The organism is Amycolatopsis sp. DG1A-15b, assembly GCF_030285645.1.
In the GTDB taxonomy this organism is placed as follows: domain Bacteria; phylum Actinomycetota; class Actinomycetes; order Mycobacteriales; family Pseudonocardiaceae; genus Amycolatopsis.
In genome coordinates, this window is the sequence record NZ_CP127296.1 from 3,869,211 (window position 1) to 3,885,303 (window position 16,093).

Consider the following 16,093-nt stretch of genomic DNA (forward strand, 5'->3'; position numbering starts at 1 on the left):
CCTGCGCGCCCGGCAGCCCCGCTTCCGGCCGACCGGGGCGCGCCCATGGCTGAGTTCCGCGGCCTCGGCTTCGACCCGGTCCCCGGCCGCCCCGACGCCGTGGCCGAAGCCGCCCGCCGCTACACCGCCACCGCGGCCCGGATCGAGGAAATCCCCTCGCCCGGCACGATCCCGGAGTGGGCCGGCCGGTCCGCGCAAGCCCTCGCGGACCGCGCCGCACGAGCCGACGCCGGCCTGTCCGCAACCCGCGACGCCCTCCGCGCCGCCGCCGGAGTCCTCGAAGACTGGGCCGGCACCCTTCTCGCGAACCACCGCCGGGCCGAGGACCTCGACCGCCGCGCCACCGCCGCGCGCCACGCCGTCACGACCGCGCACGACGACGTCGAGCAAGCCGAAACCGAAGCCCAGTTCTCCCCCGGCACCCAGCCGAACCTCACTGCCGCCCGCGCCCGGCTCGCGGCCCGCCGAGACGACCTCGACCACATCCTCGCCGAAGCCCGCGACCTGGAACGCGCCCACCGCACCGAAGCAACCCGCGTCGCCGAGCGGCTCAGCGCCCTCGGCGACGGCGCCCCCCTGCCGGAAGCACCCGGCTTCCCCGGCGTGGCCGCACACCTGGAGACCTTCTCGGCCGCCGGGCGCGAGCTGGGCGTGACCGTCGCGAAGACCCCCGTAGTGCCGGTCACGCCGTCGCCGGGGGCCGTCAGCGCGTTCGCCGCGGCACTGGGTGGCCGGTGAGACTGCCCGCCGTTCCGGGGATCACCCCGGTGAACCTGGACTCGGTCGAGCGCACCACCGCCGAGCTGCACGCGCTGATGGCCCGCCTGCGCGGTCCCGACGCCGCCCGCGACCTCGGCCTGGAAACCGCCGCCGTCCAGTGCGCGGAGATCGCCCACGAGCAGCGGGCCGGGCTGCTGGCCCTCGTCGAACACCGCGACGCCGATCCCGCCCTGCTCATCGCGGGAGTCGTCCCGGTCGACGGCCCGATCGACGAGGCCGCCGACCTCGGCTATTTCCTCGCGGACACGACTCCGGGCATCCGTGAGGTCAGCTCGGCACAGACCGGCCGCGGCTACCCGGTGGTGATCGTCGAGCGGATCGGCCTGTCCGGCGCGCAGCTGCAGGCCGTCGTGCTCGACCCGGACCGGCCGCGCGCGGCCGTGTTCACCCTGCACTCCCCCGGTGGCCGCGGCTGGCTGGAGGTCGCCGGCCTGGCCGGGACGCTCGTCGCCGGCGTCGACCTCACCCCCGCAACGCCCGCTCCCGGAACTCGCGCGGGGTCCGGCCGGTCGCCTGGCGGAACGTCCGCGAGAAGTGCGGGGCACTGGTGAACCCGCAGTCCCGGGCGATCTCCGCGATCCCGCGCCCCGCCTTCGCCGGGTCGGCCAGCAACGCCTTCGCGCGCTCGACCCGCAGGCCCTTGAGCCGTTCCGACACGCCTTGGCCGTCGTCGAACAGCTGGTACAGCCGCCGACGCGAGATGTACAGCGCTTCGGCGATCTTGTCCGCGCTGAGCGACTGCTCACCGAGGTGGGCGCGCATGTACTCCAGGGCCTCACGCCGCCGGGCCGCGAGCGCGTCGACGCGGTCGAGCTCGACCCGCAGCGCGCTCCGCAGCACCAGTTCGGCCAGGCCCAGCAGGTGGTGCGCGAGCCCGTGCGGGTCGAGCCGCGGACCGGCCGCCACGACGTGCGCCACCGCGCTCGCGACGAGGCCGCGCAGCGGCGCGTCGACCTCGACCGGCCGGAACATCAGCGGCCGCAGCTCGGCGAAGGAGATCGACAGCTTCGCCGCCGCGACGGTCAGCATCACGACGCCGGACGGCTGCAGGTGCAGCGTCGCATCGGCGAACGTCAGCTTCGCGCCGGACTCGGCGACCGCCCGCGGAACGGGACAGCGCAGCAGCAGCTGCACGTCCTCGGGATCCCTGCGGCCGCCGAGGATCGCGGCGCGGGCGGCCGCCGCGCCGGACGCGCGGACGACGAGGTACCCGCTCGCGGGGACGTCCATCGACTGCGGCTCGGCCATCGGCACCATCGTGCCGGACGCCGGCCGCTCGGCACGGGAAGGGGGACCATGGCGCGGCGCACCGCGACGGCGGCGGGAGTGATCCTGTCGCATCTGGAATTCGATCTCCTCTGGGAGGACCTGGGACCGGGCGGCCCGCCGCCGTACCCGTTCGACGTGCCGTCGCACGGCGCGACGCACGCCGAACGCGACGACCTGGGCGTCCAGGTGTTCGCCGGTCTCGCCGAGGCGGGCTTCACGGACGGCGACGACGTCGACCCCGAGCTGGCGGGCTTGGTCGTGCTGCTGGGTTCGCCGACGCTGAGCATCGACGCGCTGGTGCTGGGTGAAGCGCCGTGGCGGCTGCTCGCGGCGGCGCGGGACGGCGCCGGCGTGCTCGCCGTGCTGGACGACCGCGACCTGGTGCTGGAGCCGGCGCACCCGGACGGCCTGGTCCCCGCGGTGGCCCGGATGGCCGGCGACGTCGATGCGGGTCCGGGTGACCAGCTGCGGCTGCCGCGTGCGGCGTATTCGGCGGCGATGGACGCCTACGCGCGCAGCGGGTACGACGCGTTCGAGCGGGCGTTGAGCACGGCCGGGATCACCGGCCGCGCGGTCCGTCCGCTGGCGACGCTGGTGACGGCGGAGCGGTACACGGCCGGCCAGCTGGCGGCGACCGGCCCGGCGGGCCGCAGCCCGGTGCTGGCGTGGTTCGACACGGCGGCCGGCCGGTACGCGGTGACCCCGGAGGACGTGGGCGGTGAGCCGTGGGTGACGGTGACCCCCGCCGGCGGCGCCTGGCTCGCCGACCGCCTGGCGCGCATGGTCGACGACGTCCGCTGAGCGGTATCTCGCGACCCCGTCGTCACGTCGCCCAGGTCGCCGGGACGAGGGAGTCCTCGTCGGGGTCCGGCGGCCGGCTGGGGCGCGCGGGCGGCCCGGGCTCGTCCGGCAGCAAGTCCCCCAGCAGCTCGCGGCCCTGGCGCAAGGCATCCGTCCCCGCCTCCGACGCCAGCCGCCGGATCAGCCCGGCCAGCTCTCCCGGCGGCTTGTTCAGCGCCCACCGGTCGAACCGCAGGTCCACCAGCGCGCCGTGCAAATCGACGACCACCGACACGCCATCATCCGCCGCGGCAGCGCGGATCGCCGCCAGCCGGGCCCCATACCCTGGCTCCGGGGCCGCGAAAGCGTCGTCAGCCAGCTCCACAGCCGTCCTGGTCACTGCGCCCGCCAACTGTCCGGTGTGGTCTCTTCCGCGGCTTGTCCCGGCTCCGGCAGGCCGAGGGCGGCCACCCCGTCCCGGGTGTACCACAAGGACGCCGTCGCCCGCGCCGAAGCGGCCGCCGTCAGCAGCAGGATCCGGCGCGCCAGCTCGTCCGGCTCCAGCCGCAGCGCCGCGGCTTCCAGGGTCAGCTCCTGCAGCGCCCCGCCGGGCGCGACCTCGACGGCGACCGTCCGGTCGGCGGCTCTTCCGGTGATCACGGGTGGACCCCTCCGTAGAACGTCGATGCCGAGAGCGTGTGCGTGTTCCGGCGGACGGCGTCCCCGGAGTTGCCCTCGATCATCGTGACCTGGTTCCCTTCGACCTTCTCGACGATGCCGATGTGCGTGCTCGTCGACGTGTTCTGCGGGCCGGTGCCGAAGATCAGCACGTCCCCCGGCTTCGCTTCGTGCAGCGAGTTCTTTCCGTAGGCGTGCCCGTTGCGTTCGCCCCAGTGGTAGACGTCGCCGCTGAAGGGCAGGACCGGGATCTTCACGCCGGCCTTGCGCCACATCGCCGTCGCGAACGACGAGCACCACGCGGCGGCCGGGCCGTACGGGTTCCGGTTGCTGCCCGGCGGGTTCTCGCGCGTGCCCAGTTCCTTGCGTGCCGCGTGGACGATCTCCGTGCCCCGGCCCGGAACCTTGCTGGGATGCGTCGTCTTCGCCGCCTTGTCCACCACGTGATCGTGCGCCAGGTCCTTGCGCAGCTCGTGCAGTCTCTTCGCCGCCGCCTCGAGTTCCGCGTCGACGTGGCGCAGGGTCGACGCCGACTGCCGCGTGTACCGCGGCGCCAGGTCGGCGGCGTGCCCGACGGCCCGCATCAGCGCCGCCTGCGTCCCGGCCGCGACACCGGCGTCGAGGACCTGCTTGGCCTGGGCGGTGTACTCGTCGACCAGCCGCTGCACGGCCGTGTGCCCGCTGTCCACCGTGGATGCCACGTGCGCGACGACCTTCTCCGCCGCCGCGCCGGCCGCACCGGTGATCCGCAGCTCCTTCGTCAGCTTCGCGCTGTCGTGGCGGAAGCCGTCGGCGCCGCGGCCGTGCCAGTGTTCCAGGACCGTGGTGCTTTCCTTGTGGTAGGCGTCGTGCTGGGCGTCCAGCGCCCCGGCCACCTGGTGCAGGGCGTATTCGGCCCGGACGGCGTCCTCGGCCTTCCCGGCGAGCTTGTTGCGGTGCGCGATGAGGTCCTTCGCGAAGGAACGCGCGAGCGCGGCGGTGTCCATCTCAGCCCTTCCCGTTCAGCGCGGCGGCGGTGGCCGTCTCGTGGTCGCGATAGGACTTCGCGGCTTTCCCGGCCGCCGACGCGAGCCCGCCGGCGTGCGCGCCGACGCCGTTGACCTGGCGCTGCAGCGCCAGGCCGAACCCGGCCAGCGCGTCGGCGAACCCCGACTCGTCGCCGATCTTCCCGAAGCTGTCGCGGGCGATCTCGCGGACGTCACGCAGCTGCCCGGCCGCGGTGCCCAGCGCGTCGGCGACGTGCCGGGTCCGGTGCACGTAGGAGTGCAGCACCGCGTCGTCCACCCGCAGCGGGCGGCCACCCGAGCTCGCACCACCGCCGGTCTTCCCGTGGTGCTTCGTGACGTCTCGGGCGGCCTCGCGCGCGGCCGTCAGGTGGTGCTTGTACGCGCCGTTCGTGTACGTCGACCAGGGCGTGAAGTCGTGACCGTCGCCCGAAATGCGGTTCGCGACCCTCGCGTTGGTGTCCGCGTCGAACAGCTGGTCGTCGGACTTCAGGTGGTACTGCCGGCGCCGTTCCGGGCCGAGCGCGCCCAGCATGTTGATCTGCCAAAGGCCGTAGGAGTCGTCCGGCGGGGTGGCGTTGTGCGCGGTCGTCCGCCCGCCGGACTCGGCCAGCGCAACCGCGACGGCGGTGGTCAGGCCCTGACCGCGGAACCCGGCCGCGTAGGCGTGCCGGGCGATCTGCTCGGCGCTCAGCTTCGTCATGGCCCGACCTTGCCCGTCCGGGTGACCGTCCCGGTAGGCGTGCTGCACACAGGGACAAGCCGGGTGCACGCGCGACCCACGTCCCCGCTACGGCGCGAAGAGGGCGTTGACCTCCGGTCGATCGGCCCGGGAACGACGCCGTGTCGATGTCTGCAGCCCGGCGAAGATCAGCAGGGCGGTGTAGCCCAGGTGGCGCCGCACGTTGACCAGGGCGATCGTCGGGATGGCCGGCGCCTGGTCGCCGAAGAACGCCATCCGCGACAGAGCCCCGCGCACCGCCGGGACGAGGGGCCCGGCGCGCTAGCCGCCCTGCACCAGGGTGAAGTCGTCCACGTTCACCCAGTTGCCCGCGTTCGCGTCGGAGAACACCCCGACCTGGATCGACCCGTTCGTCACCGCGATGCCGGAGACGGTGACCTTCGTCCAGGTGCCGATCGACCGGTTGATCGAGGAATTCACCTCGCTGCCGCCGAAGTTCTTGGCGAAGATGGTCGCCTTCTTCTGGCCGCCGCTGCTCTTGACCCAGGCCGACAGCGTGTAGGACCCGTTCGGCAGCGAGATGTTCTGGTACCTGCTCGCGGTGTAGGCCGACGACGAACTCTGCGCGATCGCCCAGCGTCCGGTGTGCCCGCCGAGCTTGTTGCTGTTCACGGCGCCGCCGGTGGTGCTCCAGCCGGCGAGGTCGTTCTGGGCCACCCGGTCGGCCTCCGCGCCCGGGTTCAGGACGTGGTTGTTGCCGCTGCCCACGGACCACGTCCCGGCGGCGGCGTCGACGGTCCACTGGCTGAGTGAATGGAACACCGGGGTCGTCCCGGTGAAGGTGACCGGGACCCAGTCGTTGTAGCCGAGGCCGTTGCCGGCGAAGTCGCTCCAGCGGTCGCCACCGAACATGACGAACGAGCCTGCCGAACCGGTCACCGTGAACGCCAGGCCGGTCTGGGTGACGTGCGAGAAGTCGGCGTCCGTGCCCGGCAGCACGAACTCCGCCGAGTACGGGCCCATGATGTTCTTCGCGCTGATGCAGTACGTGTGGGAGGCGTTCCAGCCGTGCAGATCGGAAGAACAGAAGTAGTAGGTTCCGTTCTGCTTGAACATGATGTTGCCTTCACGCCCGCCCGAGGAGCTGTTGTAGACGTTCTTGGCGGCTTCGGCGTACAGGAAGTCCGACGTGCGCAACGGGGAGACGTACAGGTGGGACCGGCCGCTCTTGTTGCTGAAGACCAGGTACGCCTTGCCGTCGTCGTCGGTGAAGACCGACTGGTCACCGGACATGCCGGTGGAAACACCTCCGATGCTCGACTGGGTTCCCGCCCGGGTGAAGTGGCCGTTCGGCGTGCTGCTCGTACCGAACACCAGCTCGCTGCCGAGCTGGGAAACCAGCACGTACTTGCCCGTGGTGGGGTTGCGCGAAACCCCTACCCGGCCGACCCAGCCGGCTCCTCCGATGTCCGAGGGCGTCATCGCGTTGCCCTCGAACTTCCAGTTCGCCAGATCGGTGGACGAATAGATGGTGATCGCGTTGAAGGAAACGTCGCTGTTCTTGCCGCCGGCCGGGTTGTTGTAGTAGCTGACCGCACCGCCGTACTTCACGCCGTACCAGTAGTACGTGCTTCCGACCTTCAGCACCCCGCCGCCCTGGGAGTAGATCGGATTCCCCGAGGTGTCCTTCCAGAACACGTCGTTCTGGATCGTGGCACCGGCGGCCACTTGCGGCCCCGGAGCAGCCGCGCCGGCGGAGCCGACCGGCGTCAGCGCAATCGCCAGGGGAAGCAGGACCGAGACGATCGTTTTCTTCAGCATTTCCTGTCCTCCGTTCGAGCGGCCTTCCCGGTGCGGAGCGGGGAGGCGGCCGGCCGCCTCCCCGCCCTCTCACGACTGGCGGGTCCAGACCTGGTTCGCGGCGCCGGTGCAGTTCCACACGATGACCGGCGTGTTGTCGGCGGTGCCGCCGCCGGACGCGTCGAGACAGGCACCGGCCTGCGCGTTGGTGATCGTGCCGCGGGGGCCGGCCGTCCACTTCTGGCTGTTGCCGCCGCTGCACGAGTTGATCGTCACGCCGGTTCCCGGCTGGCCGGTTCCCGCGTCCATGCACTTCGTGCCGTTGTACACCCGCAGCTCACCGGCGGAGGTCGGGGTCCAGCGCTGGTTGGTCCCGCCGTTGCAGGTCCAGACGACCAGCGCGGTGCCGTTCGCCTGGGACGCGTTCGGTACGTCGACGCACTTGCCGGAGCCCGCGCCGACCAGGCTGTACGCCTGGTCGCCGGGGCCGGGGTCGCCGCCACCCGGGACGTCGAGCGGGCAGGTGCTGCGGTAGCCCGAAATGCCGGTCGGATCCGCCAATGACGGGCAGAGGAACTTGCTGTAGCGGGTGTCGTGGTCGACGAAGATCTTCAGCCACGGGATGACCCGCCGCATCATCACCGAGTTCGACGACGTCGGGAAGCCGTGCCCGGCACCGGCCAGTTCGAGGTACCCCTTCTCCACTCCGGCCGGAACGCCGTTGTAGAGGCTCTGAACACTCGACGGGCTGACCGTCCCGTCGTTCTGCCCGGCCAGCAGCAGCGTCGGGACACGATCGGTGGTCAGGTTCTGCGACGGGCTGAACGGCGCCAGACCGACCGCGGCCCACAGCGAAGGCCGGCGCAGTGCCGCGGACATAGCGCCGCCCCCGCCCATCGAGTGGCCCATCACGGCCAGCCGCTGGGTGTCGACGCGGTCCCGCACCGAACTGCGCTGGGTCAGGTAGTCCAGGGCCGCCAGCAGCTGGGTGCCCCGGGCGGTGTCGTAGTCGTTGCGGCTGAGCGTGTCGATCCCGATGACGACGAACCCGAACGAGGCCAGCCAATGCCCCATCCACGCGCCTTCGGCCGCCCAGGTGGCGGTGTACCCGGGAACGATCGCGATCGCGCCGAACGAGCCCTGGGAAGTGTCGGCCGGGTAGTAGATCTTCCCCGCGGCGAAGCCGTTCCCACCGCCCACGGTCTGCTCCGCGGTCGCGAAGGTCCCTCGCGTGGCCGCGACGCTCGCCGTCGTCGGGTCCGGACCCCGCTGGTACGGGTTGTCGGCGGCGAAGGCCGGCCGGGCGCCGGCCGGCGTGACGATCCCGAGCACGACCGCGGCGGCGGCCAGCGCCACCGCCCATCTCGATCTACCGAACATGCGAACGCATCCCTTCCTTGACGTGCACTGCGGGCGGGCAGCTCACCCGGTCACCGGGAAACTCGGGTGCGGCGGCTGGTCGCGGGGGCCGTGGTCACCCGATGACCGCGGCGAGCCGGGCCGCGATCTTCCGGTGCCCCGCGTCGTTCGGGTGGGTGCCGTCAGCGGTATCGGTGGCCGGGTCGATCCAGCCTTCGGTGGAGACGTACCGGACCTTGCCGTCGCCGGCGCCGTTGCGGGCGGCGACCGCGGCCTTCGTCTCGGTGGCGTACCACTGCTTGAAGATCTCCATCGCGTGGATGGTGGCGTTCGGGTACTTCGCGCGGATCCGCTGCAGCAGCGTGACGTACGCGCCCTGGAACTGGGCGCCGGTCACGCTGTGCGCGCGGTCGTTGGTGCCGAGGTTGATCACCACGTCGCTGACCTGGTAGCGGGAGAAGTCCCAGTCCGGCGTACTGGTGTCCAGACCGGTCTTGAAGTACCGGTCCCGCATGCCGATGCACCCGGAGGCCGGGTACAGGCAGACGCTGGGGCGGGCGATCTCGGTGTGCGCGGCCCCCAGCTTCTCCGCCGCCACCCAGCCGTACGCGGTCAGCGCCTCTTTGGACGCCTTGTAGCCCGCCGTGATCGAGTCGCCGACGAACTCGATGATCCGCGACGGCACGGTCACCGCCACGGTGTGGGCGCCCGAGTCCAGGCTCCCGCCCTGGAACACTTCGTCACCGTGGTAGGACCCGGCGTCCTGTCGGTAGGCCACCCGGAGGGTGTGCGTGCCCGGCGGCAGCCGGGCCGGTGTCAGGTTCACCGTCCCGCTCACGTTCTTGTACGACGCCCACGCGTCGCCGTCGAGGCTGGCGTACAGGTCGACGCTGCCGCGCTGGCGCAGTTTCACCGTGGTGCCGGTGAAGCCCACCACCGCGTAGGCGCCGGTCCACCCGGGCACGTAGGCGCCCGGCGACCGGGTGTCCCACCGCCCGAAGTACCTGATGTTCGAGTCGGACGGCGAGCCGTCACCCGTGGCGGCCGCGGCCGGGTGCGCCACGGTGGTGACCGCGGCCACGACCGCCACCGCGAGCGTCACTGCTCGCGCTCTCGTACCGATCGGCATTGTCCGTCCGTTTCTGTGAGTTCGTCCTAACGGGACAGTCCGAAGAAGTCGATGGCGTACTGGGCCATGCCGTTGACCAGCACGTTGTGCGGACCGCCCTGGACGCTGATGCCCTCGACCTGGACGGTGCTCCCCAGGGGGTACCGGGTGCGGGTCCAGCTCGGCTGCGGGCGGTCGGTCGTGGCCGGCGACTGGCCGATGCCGGCCACGTTCGTCCATTGCTTGATTTCTTCGGCGAAGTTCGGGTAGCGCAGGACATCGTCGGCGGTGCCGTGCCACAGCTGCATCCGCGGCTTCGTCCCGGTGTAGCCCGGGTACGCCCCGCGGACGAGGTTGCCCCACTGTTGCGGGCTCTTGATGATCTGGCCGTTCGCACACTGGCTGTTCCACTCCGACCCGTCGGTCGTGGCGAAGCAGCCGAAGGGGACCCCCGCGAAGGCAGCGCCCGCCTTGAACACGTCCGGGTAGTCGCCGAGCAGGACGTTCGTCATCATTCCCCCCGACGAGTGGCCCGTGGCGAACACGCGGCCGGCGTCGGCGTCGTAGCGCTGCAGGACGTACCGAACCATGGACACGATCCCCACCGGGTCGCTCCCGCCGTCGTGCCGCAACGCCTGCGGGGAGGCCACGTCGAAGCACTTGCCCGCCCGCGTCACCGAGGGGTAGACGACGATGAACCCGTAGCGGTCGGCCAGCCGGGCGAACTCCGTGTTGGCGTGGAACGCCGGGCCCGAACCGGTGCAATAGTGCACCGCCACCAGGACCGCGGGCCGGGGCTTCACGGTGTTCGGCACGTACAGGTACATCTGGAGGTTCGACGGGTTCGCCCCGAAGTTCGTGACCCGGGTCAGCGATGCGGCGGACGCCGAGGGCGCCCCGGCGACCAAGGCCGCGGCAACCAGCGGCACGGCGAGCAGGCGGCGGAACATCTTTCCTCTGACCATGGTGTCCTTCCTGGGGGCGGCTCACGGCTGAACCGTGGTTCAGAAAGCGCTTTCCCAATGTGCCCAGCCGGCTGCAAGAAGTCCCGATAAACATGCAACCGCACCCCTGAGGCGGAGGCAATACCGCCCACTGTCGAATTTCGTGAAAGCACACGGGAACGGTGACAAATTTCCGACTGCAACTGAACGATAAGTACCGGGTCCGGGCAGGCCGATTCGCGGACGACGAGCTCGGCCGGCAGGTCCGGCGCCCGGTCGACCACGCGGCCCGGACGGCGACGTGCACCGCCTCCTGGGACGCCGGGCTGACCGCGACTTGGAAAACGCATTCCTTAGGCAGGTGCCTGCGTCACACACCGCGTCAAGAGCGGTCAGCCGGGCTCGTTCCCGGGTGCTGTCCCGGACGACCAGGCGGCCTTCGACGATCACGTGGGATCGCCAGCCCGATGCCCCGGCCGGCGCCGGTCACCACCGAGCGCACCGTGCGCAACATCCTCGCGGCGGCCGAGAAGACGTTGCGGCGCCATCCCGCCGCCACCATGGAGCAGATCGCCGAAGCCGCCGGCGTCGCCCGCACCACCGTCCACCGGCGCTTCACCAGCCGCGAAGCCCTCATCAGCGCGCTCACCGCCTGGGCCACCGAGCAGTTCCACGCCGCGGTCGTCGCCGCCCACCCGGAAACCACGCCACCCCTGGTCGCCCTGTACCAGGTGACCGCGAACGTCCTGCGGGTCAAGGTCGGCTCGACCTTCGCGATGGACCGGGCGCCCTCGGCGGACCCCGGCGTCGCGCACGTCCACGCCGACGTGCTCGCCCGCTGCGACCAGTTGTTCGCCAGAGCACAGGCGGCGGGCGTGTTCCGCCCCGACGTCGACCTCGCCTGGGCACGGCGCTGCTACTACGCCCTGATCCACGAAGCGAGCCAAGACCGGGACGAGGCGGACAGCGACACCGACGCCCTCGCCACCCTCGTCGTCGACACGCTCCTCCGCGGCATCGGCGCCGGCCCCAACCCCCTGCAAAACCACTGACCGGAGCCCGAGGCGACTGCGTTACTTCGCAGGCCGATTCATCGAGGTCAGCGAATCGTCACCACTACGCGTCGTCCCAGATCTTCATCGCCTCCGGCTGCGGCGCGAAGTGGTCCCGGACGTCCTTGGTGGCCAATATCGGCAGCAAACTCAGCAGCACGAGTCCCTGCACACCCTGGATGACGCGGTACCAGACCGGGAACTGGGAGATGACGATCAGATAGGCGAGCGCACCCGCGCCGATGATCGCGACGGCCAGGAGCCGGTAGTAAGTGCGTCGCAGGCCGAGTTTCAGCCGCGCGACGAAACGGACGTAGACGACCGAAACGACCAGGATCGACAACGGCCGGATCCAGAGGGTGCCCTCCAGCACTCTCCGCGTGGCCGCCTCCCGGCCCGGGAGGACCTTCCCGGCCTCGACCATGTGCTGGACCTGGTAATCGAGCACGGAACTCTTGAACACGAAGGTCAGCACCGTGAGCAGGACGCTGATCCCCACGTTGATGTACAGCAGGACGACGATCGGTCTGAGCGTGCGCTCGACAGTAGCCACGGAACTCCCCCTCTTGCGGTTTCCGAGAGGATATCGGCAACCCTTCCGGACTGAGACATCACATCTTTCACGACCAGAGAGTTTCATGCCCATTGCCCCCAGCCGCCACATGTCGGCCGAAAGTGGGCCGTACGGCGGCATCTTGGCCCGCCGATGCCTCCAGGTATGGACATCAGCGAGATCAAGAGCCCAAAATCCATCACATGTCTCGGCCCTCCCGAGCCGAGACATGACGTTGCGCGCCGAGGGACCGCCACCGGACGAAGGAGTTTGCGTGATGGACCTGCCCGTCGACCGCAGGCGCTTCCTCACCGCCGCCGCGCTGACCGCCGGGGCCGCCGCCCTGCCCCGGGGGTTCCTGGCCGGCGCGGCATCGGCGGCCGTTCCGCCGCAGATCACCCCGCCCGAGCGCGGCATCTACGACACCAGCCCGGCCACGTCCTGGACGGACGGCTTCCTGACCGGCAACGGCGAGTACGGCGCCACGCTGTACGGCGCGCCGACGCTGGAGAAGGTGATCTTCAACCACCACCGTTTCGTCCTGCCCAACGGCTCTCGATCGGTTACCCCGCCGGTGATTTCGGGACGCCTGCAGGGCGTCCGGGACAAGGCGCTCGCCGGTGACTACGCCGGCGCGAACCGGGACTTCGCGGCCGGCTGGTCGCTGCGCTGGACCCAGACCTACCACCCGGCGTACGAACTCCGGATCGCGACGCCGGCCATGACCACGGCCAACGACTACAGCCGCGTGACCGACTTCCGCACCGGCGAGGTCACCGCCGGCTGGACCGACGGCACCGGCACGTGGACCCGCCGGGCGTTCGTCTCCCGCGCCGACCGGGTGATCGTCCACGAACTGACGCCGGCGCCCGGGCGGACGATCGACGCGACCCTGAGCGTGAACACCGCCTTGGACGGCGTGCCCGGCAGCGTGGGCTTCACGACCCGGGCCACCGTCGGCAGCGGTTCCGGCTACCTGAACCTGCGCGGCACCTACCCTTCCGGGCAGGGCGCGTTCGGCTACGAAGGCGTCACGCGCGTCGTCCCGACCGGCGGCACCGTCTCCGCCGGCGGAGCCACCATCGTCGTGTCCGGAGCGTCGCGGCTGCTGTTGCTCACCAAGCTCGACCGGTACGAGACGCCGAACGCGTGGGATTCCCAGCCGCTGCACGCGGCGCTGGCCGCGGTCGACACCGACTACAGCGCACTGCGTTCACGGCACACCGCGATCCACACCGCCTGGTACGACCGCTCCCGGCTGGACCTCGACGTCTCCGCCGCCGACCGGGCACTGCCGATCAGCCAGCTGATCACCCGGCAGAACAACAACCGGAGCGTCATCGACATCGCGCTGCTGGAGCGGCTCTACGACTCGGGGCGGTACCTGTTCATCAGCTCCAGCGGGATCCTGCCGCCGCGGCTGACGGGGATCTGGACCGGCACGTGGACCGGCGCCTGGGCCGACGACTTCACCACCGACGCCAACATCAACCTCCAGGTCGCCGGCGGCAACACCCTCGACACCCCCGAAGCCATGCAGGGCTACTTCACCCTCATCCTCGGCCAGCTCGCCCAATGGCGCACCAACGCCCGGAACCTCTACGGCGCCCGCGGTTTCCTCGCCCCGTCCCGGACCGACGGCGAGTACGGGCACATGCTCCACTTCGACGCCGGGTTCCCCGGCCAGACCTGGACCGGCGGCGCCGACTGGTTGCTCCACCCGCTCGTCGAGTACTGGGAGGTCACCGGCGACCAGGCGTTCCTGCGGGACAAGCTGGGCCCCGCGCTGATGGAACTGGCGCTGTTCTACGAGGACTTCCTGACCCGGACGGACGCCGGCGGCAAAGTCGTGTTCGTCCCGTCGTTCTCGATGGAGAACGCGCCCGGCAACACCGGTGTGCTGCTGTCCGTCAACGCCACCGGCGACATCATGGCCGGCAAGCACGCTCTCCAAGCCGCCATTTCCGCGGCCAACGCGCTCGGCGTGGAACAGGGCAGCGGGCAAGGCGTCCAGCGCTGGACGGCGCTGCTCGGGAAACTGCCCGCGTACCGGATCAACGGGGACAACGCCCTGGCGGAGTGGTCCTGGCCGAGCCTCAACGACAACTACAACCACCGGCACGTCCACCACCTGTACGGTGCCTGGCCGCTGCACGAGATCAACCCCGAGACCCGGCCCGAGCTGATCGCGCCCGCGCTGCGGGCACTGGAACTGCGCGGCGACGAGAACCTGTCCGCCCACGGGAGCCTGCACCGGGCGCTGGCCGCCGCCCGGCTGAAGGACGGCGGAAAGGTCTACGCCAACCTCCGCAAGATCATCGGCAACACCATGATCTTCCGGTCGCTGATGACGTCGCACAACCCGAACCTGCAGACCTACAACGCCGACGCCGCCCACGCGATACCCGGCGTGCTGGCCGAGGCGTTGCTCTACTCCCGGCCGGGCGTGCTGGAGATCCTCCCGGCCCTGCCCGCACAACTGGCCAAGGGCTCGATCACCGGCGTCCGGGCGCGTGGCCGGATCCGGGTCCACAGTCTCGCCTGGGACCTGTCCGCCCGCACGGCCACGCTGTCCGTGACGTCGGCCATCGACCAGGACGTCACGCTGATCAGCCGCCGGGGCATGACGTCGGTGACCACCTCCGCGCCCGTCACCACCTCGCCCGTCGGCGGCTACGCAAGAGTCGTGTCCCTGACGGCGAACCAGCGCACCGACATCACCGTCTCCCTGTCCCAGCCCCCGCAAGGCGGGTACGTCAGGGTGGTCAACCGGCGCAGCGGCAAGGTTCTCGACGTCACCGGCAGCGGAACCGCCGACGGCGTCAAGGTCGTCCAGTGGACCTGGTCCGGCGGCGCCAACCAGCAGTGGCAGCGCCTGTCCAATCCGGACGGCTCGGTCCGTCTGGTCAACCGCAACAGCGGCCGGCTGCTCGACAGCCCGGCCGGAGCCGGCCAGGGCACCCAGCTGGACCAGGCGCAGGACGCCGGCAGCGACAACCAGTGGTGGAAGCTCGCCGACACCGGTGACGGCTACTACCGGCTCGTCAACGTCCGCACCGGCCTCTGCGCGGACGTGGAAGGCGGCTCGGCGAACGACGGCGCCCGCGTGATCGCCTGGGCGACCAACACGGGCACCAACCAGCAGTGGCAGATCGTCGACGCCTGATCCGACCGCCCTTCTCGCCGGGAGACCGGACCCGGGTGGCCGGCCGGGTCAGTTCCAGAGACCGGCGGCGGCGGTTTCGGTGACGTAGTCCTCGAACGGCCTGGCGGGCCGGCCGAGGGCCCGTTCCACGCCGTCGGTGGGCTCGGGGGCCGAGCCGTCGCGGATGGCGACGAAAATGCCGGTGAGCAGCCGCGCGATGTCGGGCGGGATGCCGTTGGCGACCTGGCTCTCGATGTGGGCCTCGGGGGCGACGTCGGTGTAACGGATCGTGCGTCCGGTGGCCTTGCCGATGAGGTCGGCCGCCTCACCGAAGCTGATGGCCCGTGGCCCGGTCAGCTGGTAGATCCGGCCCCGGTGGCGGTCTTCGGTGAGTGCCGCCGCGGCGACTTCGGCGATGTCCTCGGCGTCGATGAACGGCGTGCGTCCTTCGCCGGCGGGCAGGGACAGCGTCCCGGCGAGGACCTCCGGCACCCAGGGTCCCTCGCTGAAGTTCTGCGAGAACCAGTCCGGGCGCAGGATGGTCCAGTCGAGCCCGGAGGCGCGCACGGCGTGTTCAGCGGCCTTGAGCGGGTGGCGGTCGTCGGCCTCGCCGACGCCGCCGGCCGACAGGAGCACCAGCCGCCGCACCCCCGCGGTGACCGCTTCGGCCACGAACCTGGGGATGCGGTCCCCGCTCGCCCGCAGGTCGGGTTCCACGACGTAAGCGGCGGTGACGCCCTCGAGCGCGGGTGCCCAGGTTGCCGGGTCCGCGAGGTCGAACGCGATGTCCCCGCCGGTGCGGGAAGCCGTTCGCACTGCCCGGCCGGCGGCCCTGAGGCGGCGGGTGATGCGGCGACCGGTCTTCCCGGCGCCGCCGACGATGAGAATGTTCTGCATTCCGGACAGCCAACTCCCCCACTCGAGGACGATCCATGGGAG

Annotated in this window: 17 protein-coding genes; 5 read left to right on the plus strand and 12 right to left on the minus strand. The window is 71.3% G+C overall.

Translation table 11 applies throughout. The features are described from left to right. The first annotated feature begins 45 nt into the window (after positions 1-45). A complete protein-coding gene (locus QRY02_RS17575; RefSeq protein WP_285992609.1) occupies positions 46-738 on the plus strand; it encodes a hypothetical protein in 693 nt (230 codons plus the stop codon). A gap of 29 nt (positions 739-767) precedes the next feature. Continuing rightward, a complete protein-coding gene (locus tag QRY02_RS17580; RefSeq protein WP_285992610.1) occupies positions 768-1,331 on the plus strand; it encodes a hypothetical protein in 564 nt (187 codons plus the stop codon). Here the strand turns inward: QRY02_RS17580 and QRY02_RS17585 are convergent. Continuing rightward, positions 1,243-2,028: a helix-turn-helix transcriptional regulator gene (locus tag QRY02_RS17585; RefSeq protein WP_285992611.1), complete on the minus strand. Its 786-nt coding sequence runs from the start codon at positions 2,026-2,028 to the stop codon at positions 1,243-1,245. The genes QRY02_RS17580 and QRY02_RS17585 overlap by 89 nt on opposite strands. Before the next feature lie 48 nt (positions 2,029-2,076). Here QRY02_RS17585 and QRY02_RS17590 point away from each other — a divergent pair, with 48 nt between their 5' ends. Further along, entirely contained in the window at positions 2,077-2,850 is a 774-nt protein-coding gene (locus QRY02_RS17590) for an ESX secretion-associated protein EspG (protein ID WP_285992612.1), read from the plus strand. Between the two features lie 22 nt (positions 2,851-2,872). On the opposite strand, the gene QRY02_RS17595 is transcribed toward QRY02_RS17590, so the two are convergent. From QRY02_RS17595 to QRY02_RS17635, 9 genes are all read right to left on the minus strand, one after another. Beyond that, complete coding sequence (locus QRY02_RS17595) at positions 2,873-3,124, minus strand: hypothetical protein (RefSeq protein WP_285992613.1); 252 nt, start codon at positions 3,122-3,124, stop codon at positions 2,873-2,875. A gap of 101 nt (positions 3,125-3,225) precedes the next feature. Beyond that, positions 3,226-3,489 carry a YbaB/EbfC family DNA-binding protein gene (locus QRY02_RS17600; protein WP_285992614.1) on the minus strand — a complete coding sequence of 88 codons (264 nt, stop codon included), beginning with the start codon at positions 3,487-3,489 and terminating at the stop codon, positions 3,226-3,228. After that, positions 3,486-4,493: a CHAP domain-containing protein gene (locus tag QRY02_RS17605; protein ID WP_285992615.1), complete on the minus strand. Its 1,008-nt coding sequence runs from the start codon at positions 4,491-4,493 to the stop codon at positions 3,486-3,488. Before QRY02_RS17605 ends, QRY02_RS17600 begins: the two co-directional genes overlap by 4 nt. Position 4,494: 1 nt before the next feature. Beyond that, on the minus strand, positions 4,495-5,214 hold the full coding sequence (locus QRY02_RS17610; RefSeq protein WP_285992616.1) for a transglycosylase SLT domain-containing protein: 720 nt from the start codon (positions 5,212-5,214) through the stop codon (positions 4,495-4,497). An 87-nt stretch (positions 5,215-5,301) separates the two neighbouring features. After that, positions 5,302-5,490: a hypothetical protein gene (locus QRY02_RS17615; protein WP_285992617.1), complete on the minus strand. Its 189-nt coding sequence runs from the start codon at positions 5,488-5,490 to the stop codon at positions 5,302-5,304. A 24-nt stretch (positions 5,491-5,514) separates the two neighbouring features. Further along, positions 5,515-7,014 (minus strand): family 43 glycosylhydrolase, encoded by a 1,500-nt coding sequence (locus QRY02_RS17620; RefSeq protein WP_285992618.1) that lies wholly within the window; start codon positions 7,012-7,014, stop codon positions 5,515-5,517. Between the two features lie 69 nt (positions 7,015-7,083). Further along, on the minus strand, positions 7,084-8,373 hold the full coding sequence (locus QRY02_RS17625; protein ID WP_285992619.1) for a poly(ethylene terephthalate) hydrolase family protein: 1,290 nt from the start codon (positions 8,371-8,373) through the stop codon (positions 7,084-7,086). Between the two features lie 94 nt (positions 8,374-8,467). After that, positions 8,468-9,454, minus strand: coding sequence for an SGNH/GDSL hydrolase family protein (locus tag QRY02_RS17630; protein WP_285992620.1), 987 nt, complete (start codon positions 9,452-9,454; stop codon positions 8,468-8,470). A 53-nt stretch (positions 9,455-9,507) separates the two neighbouring features. Further along, positions 9,508-10,425 (minus strand): extracellular catalytic domain type 1 short-chain-length polyhydroxyalkanoate depolymerase, encoded by a 918-nt coding sequence (locus QRY02_RS17635; protein ID WP_285992621.1) that lies wholly within the window; start codon positions 10,423-10,425, stop codon positions 9,508-9,510. A gap of 446 nt (positions 10,426-10,871) precedes the next feature. Here QRY02_RS17635 and QRY02_RS17640 point away from each other — a divergent pair, with 446 nt between their 5' ends. Further along, positions 10,872-11,456 carry a TetR/AcrR family transcriptional regulator gene (locus QRY02_RS17640; protein WP_285992622.1) on the plus strand — a complete coding sequence of 195 codons (585 nt, stop codon included), beginning with the start codon at positions 10,872-10,874 and terminating at the stop codon, positions 11,454-11,456. Positions 11,457-11,520: 64 nt separating this feature from the next. Here the strand turns inward: QRY02_RS17640 and QRY02_RS17645 are convergent, their stop codons facing one another. After that, the gene (locus QRY02_RS17645) at positions 11,521-12,009 is read right to left on the minus strand and encodes a hypothetical protein (RefSeq protein ID WP_285992623.1); all 489 of its coding nucleotides are present in this window, start codon (positions 12,007-12,009) and stop codon (positions 11,521-11,523) included. A gap of 277 nt (positions 12,010-12,286) precedes the next feature. Here QRY02_RS17645 and QRY02_RS17650 point away from each other — a divergent pair, with 277 nt between their 5' ends. Then, complete coding sequence (locus tag QRY02_RS17650; RefSeq protein ID WP_285993857.1) at positions 12,287-15,175, plus strand: glycosyl hydrolase family 95 catalytic domain-containing protein; 2,889 nt, start codon at positions 12,287-12,289, stop codon at positions 15,173-15,175. 48 nt (positions 15,176-15,223) lie between these two features. Here the strand turns inward: QRY02_RS17650 and QRY02_RS17655 are convergent, their stop codons facing one another. Next, positions 15,224-16,051: an NAD(P)H-binding protein gene (locus QRY02_RS17655; RefSeq protein ID WP_285992624.1), complete on the minus strand. Its 828-nt coding sequence runs from the start codon at positions 16,049-16,051 to the stop codon at positions 15,224-15,226. Positions 16,052-16,093 lie beyond the last annotated feature (42 nt).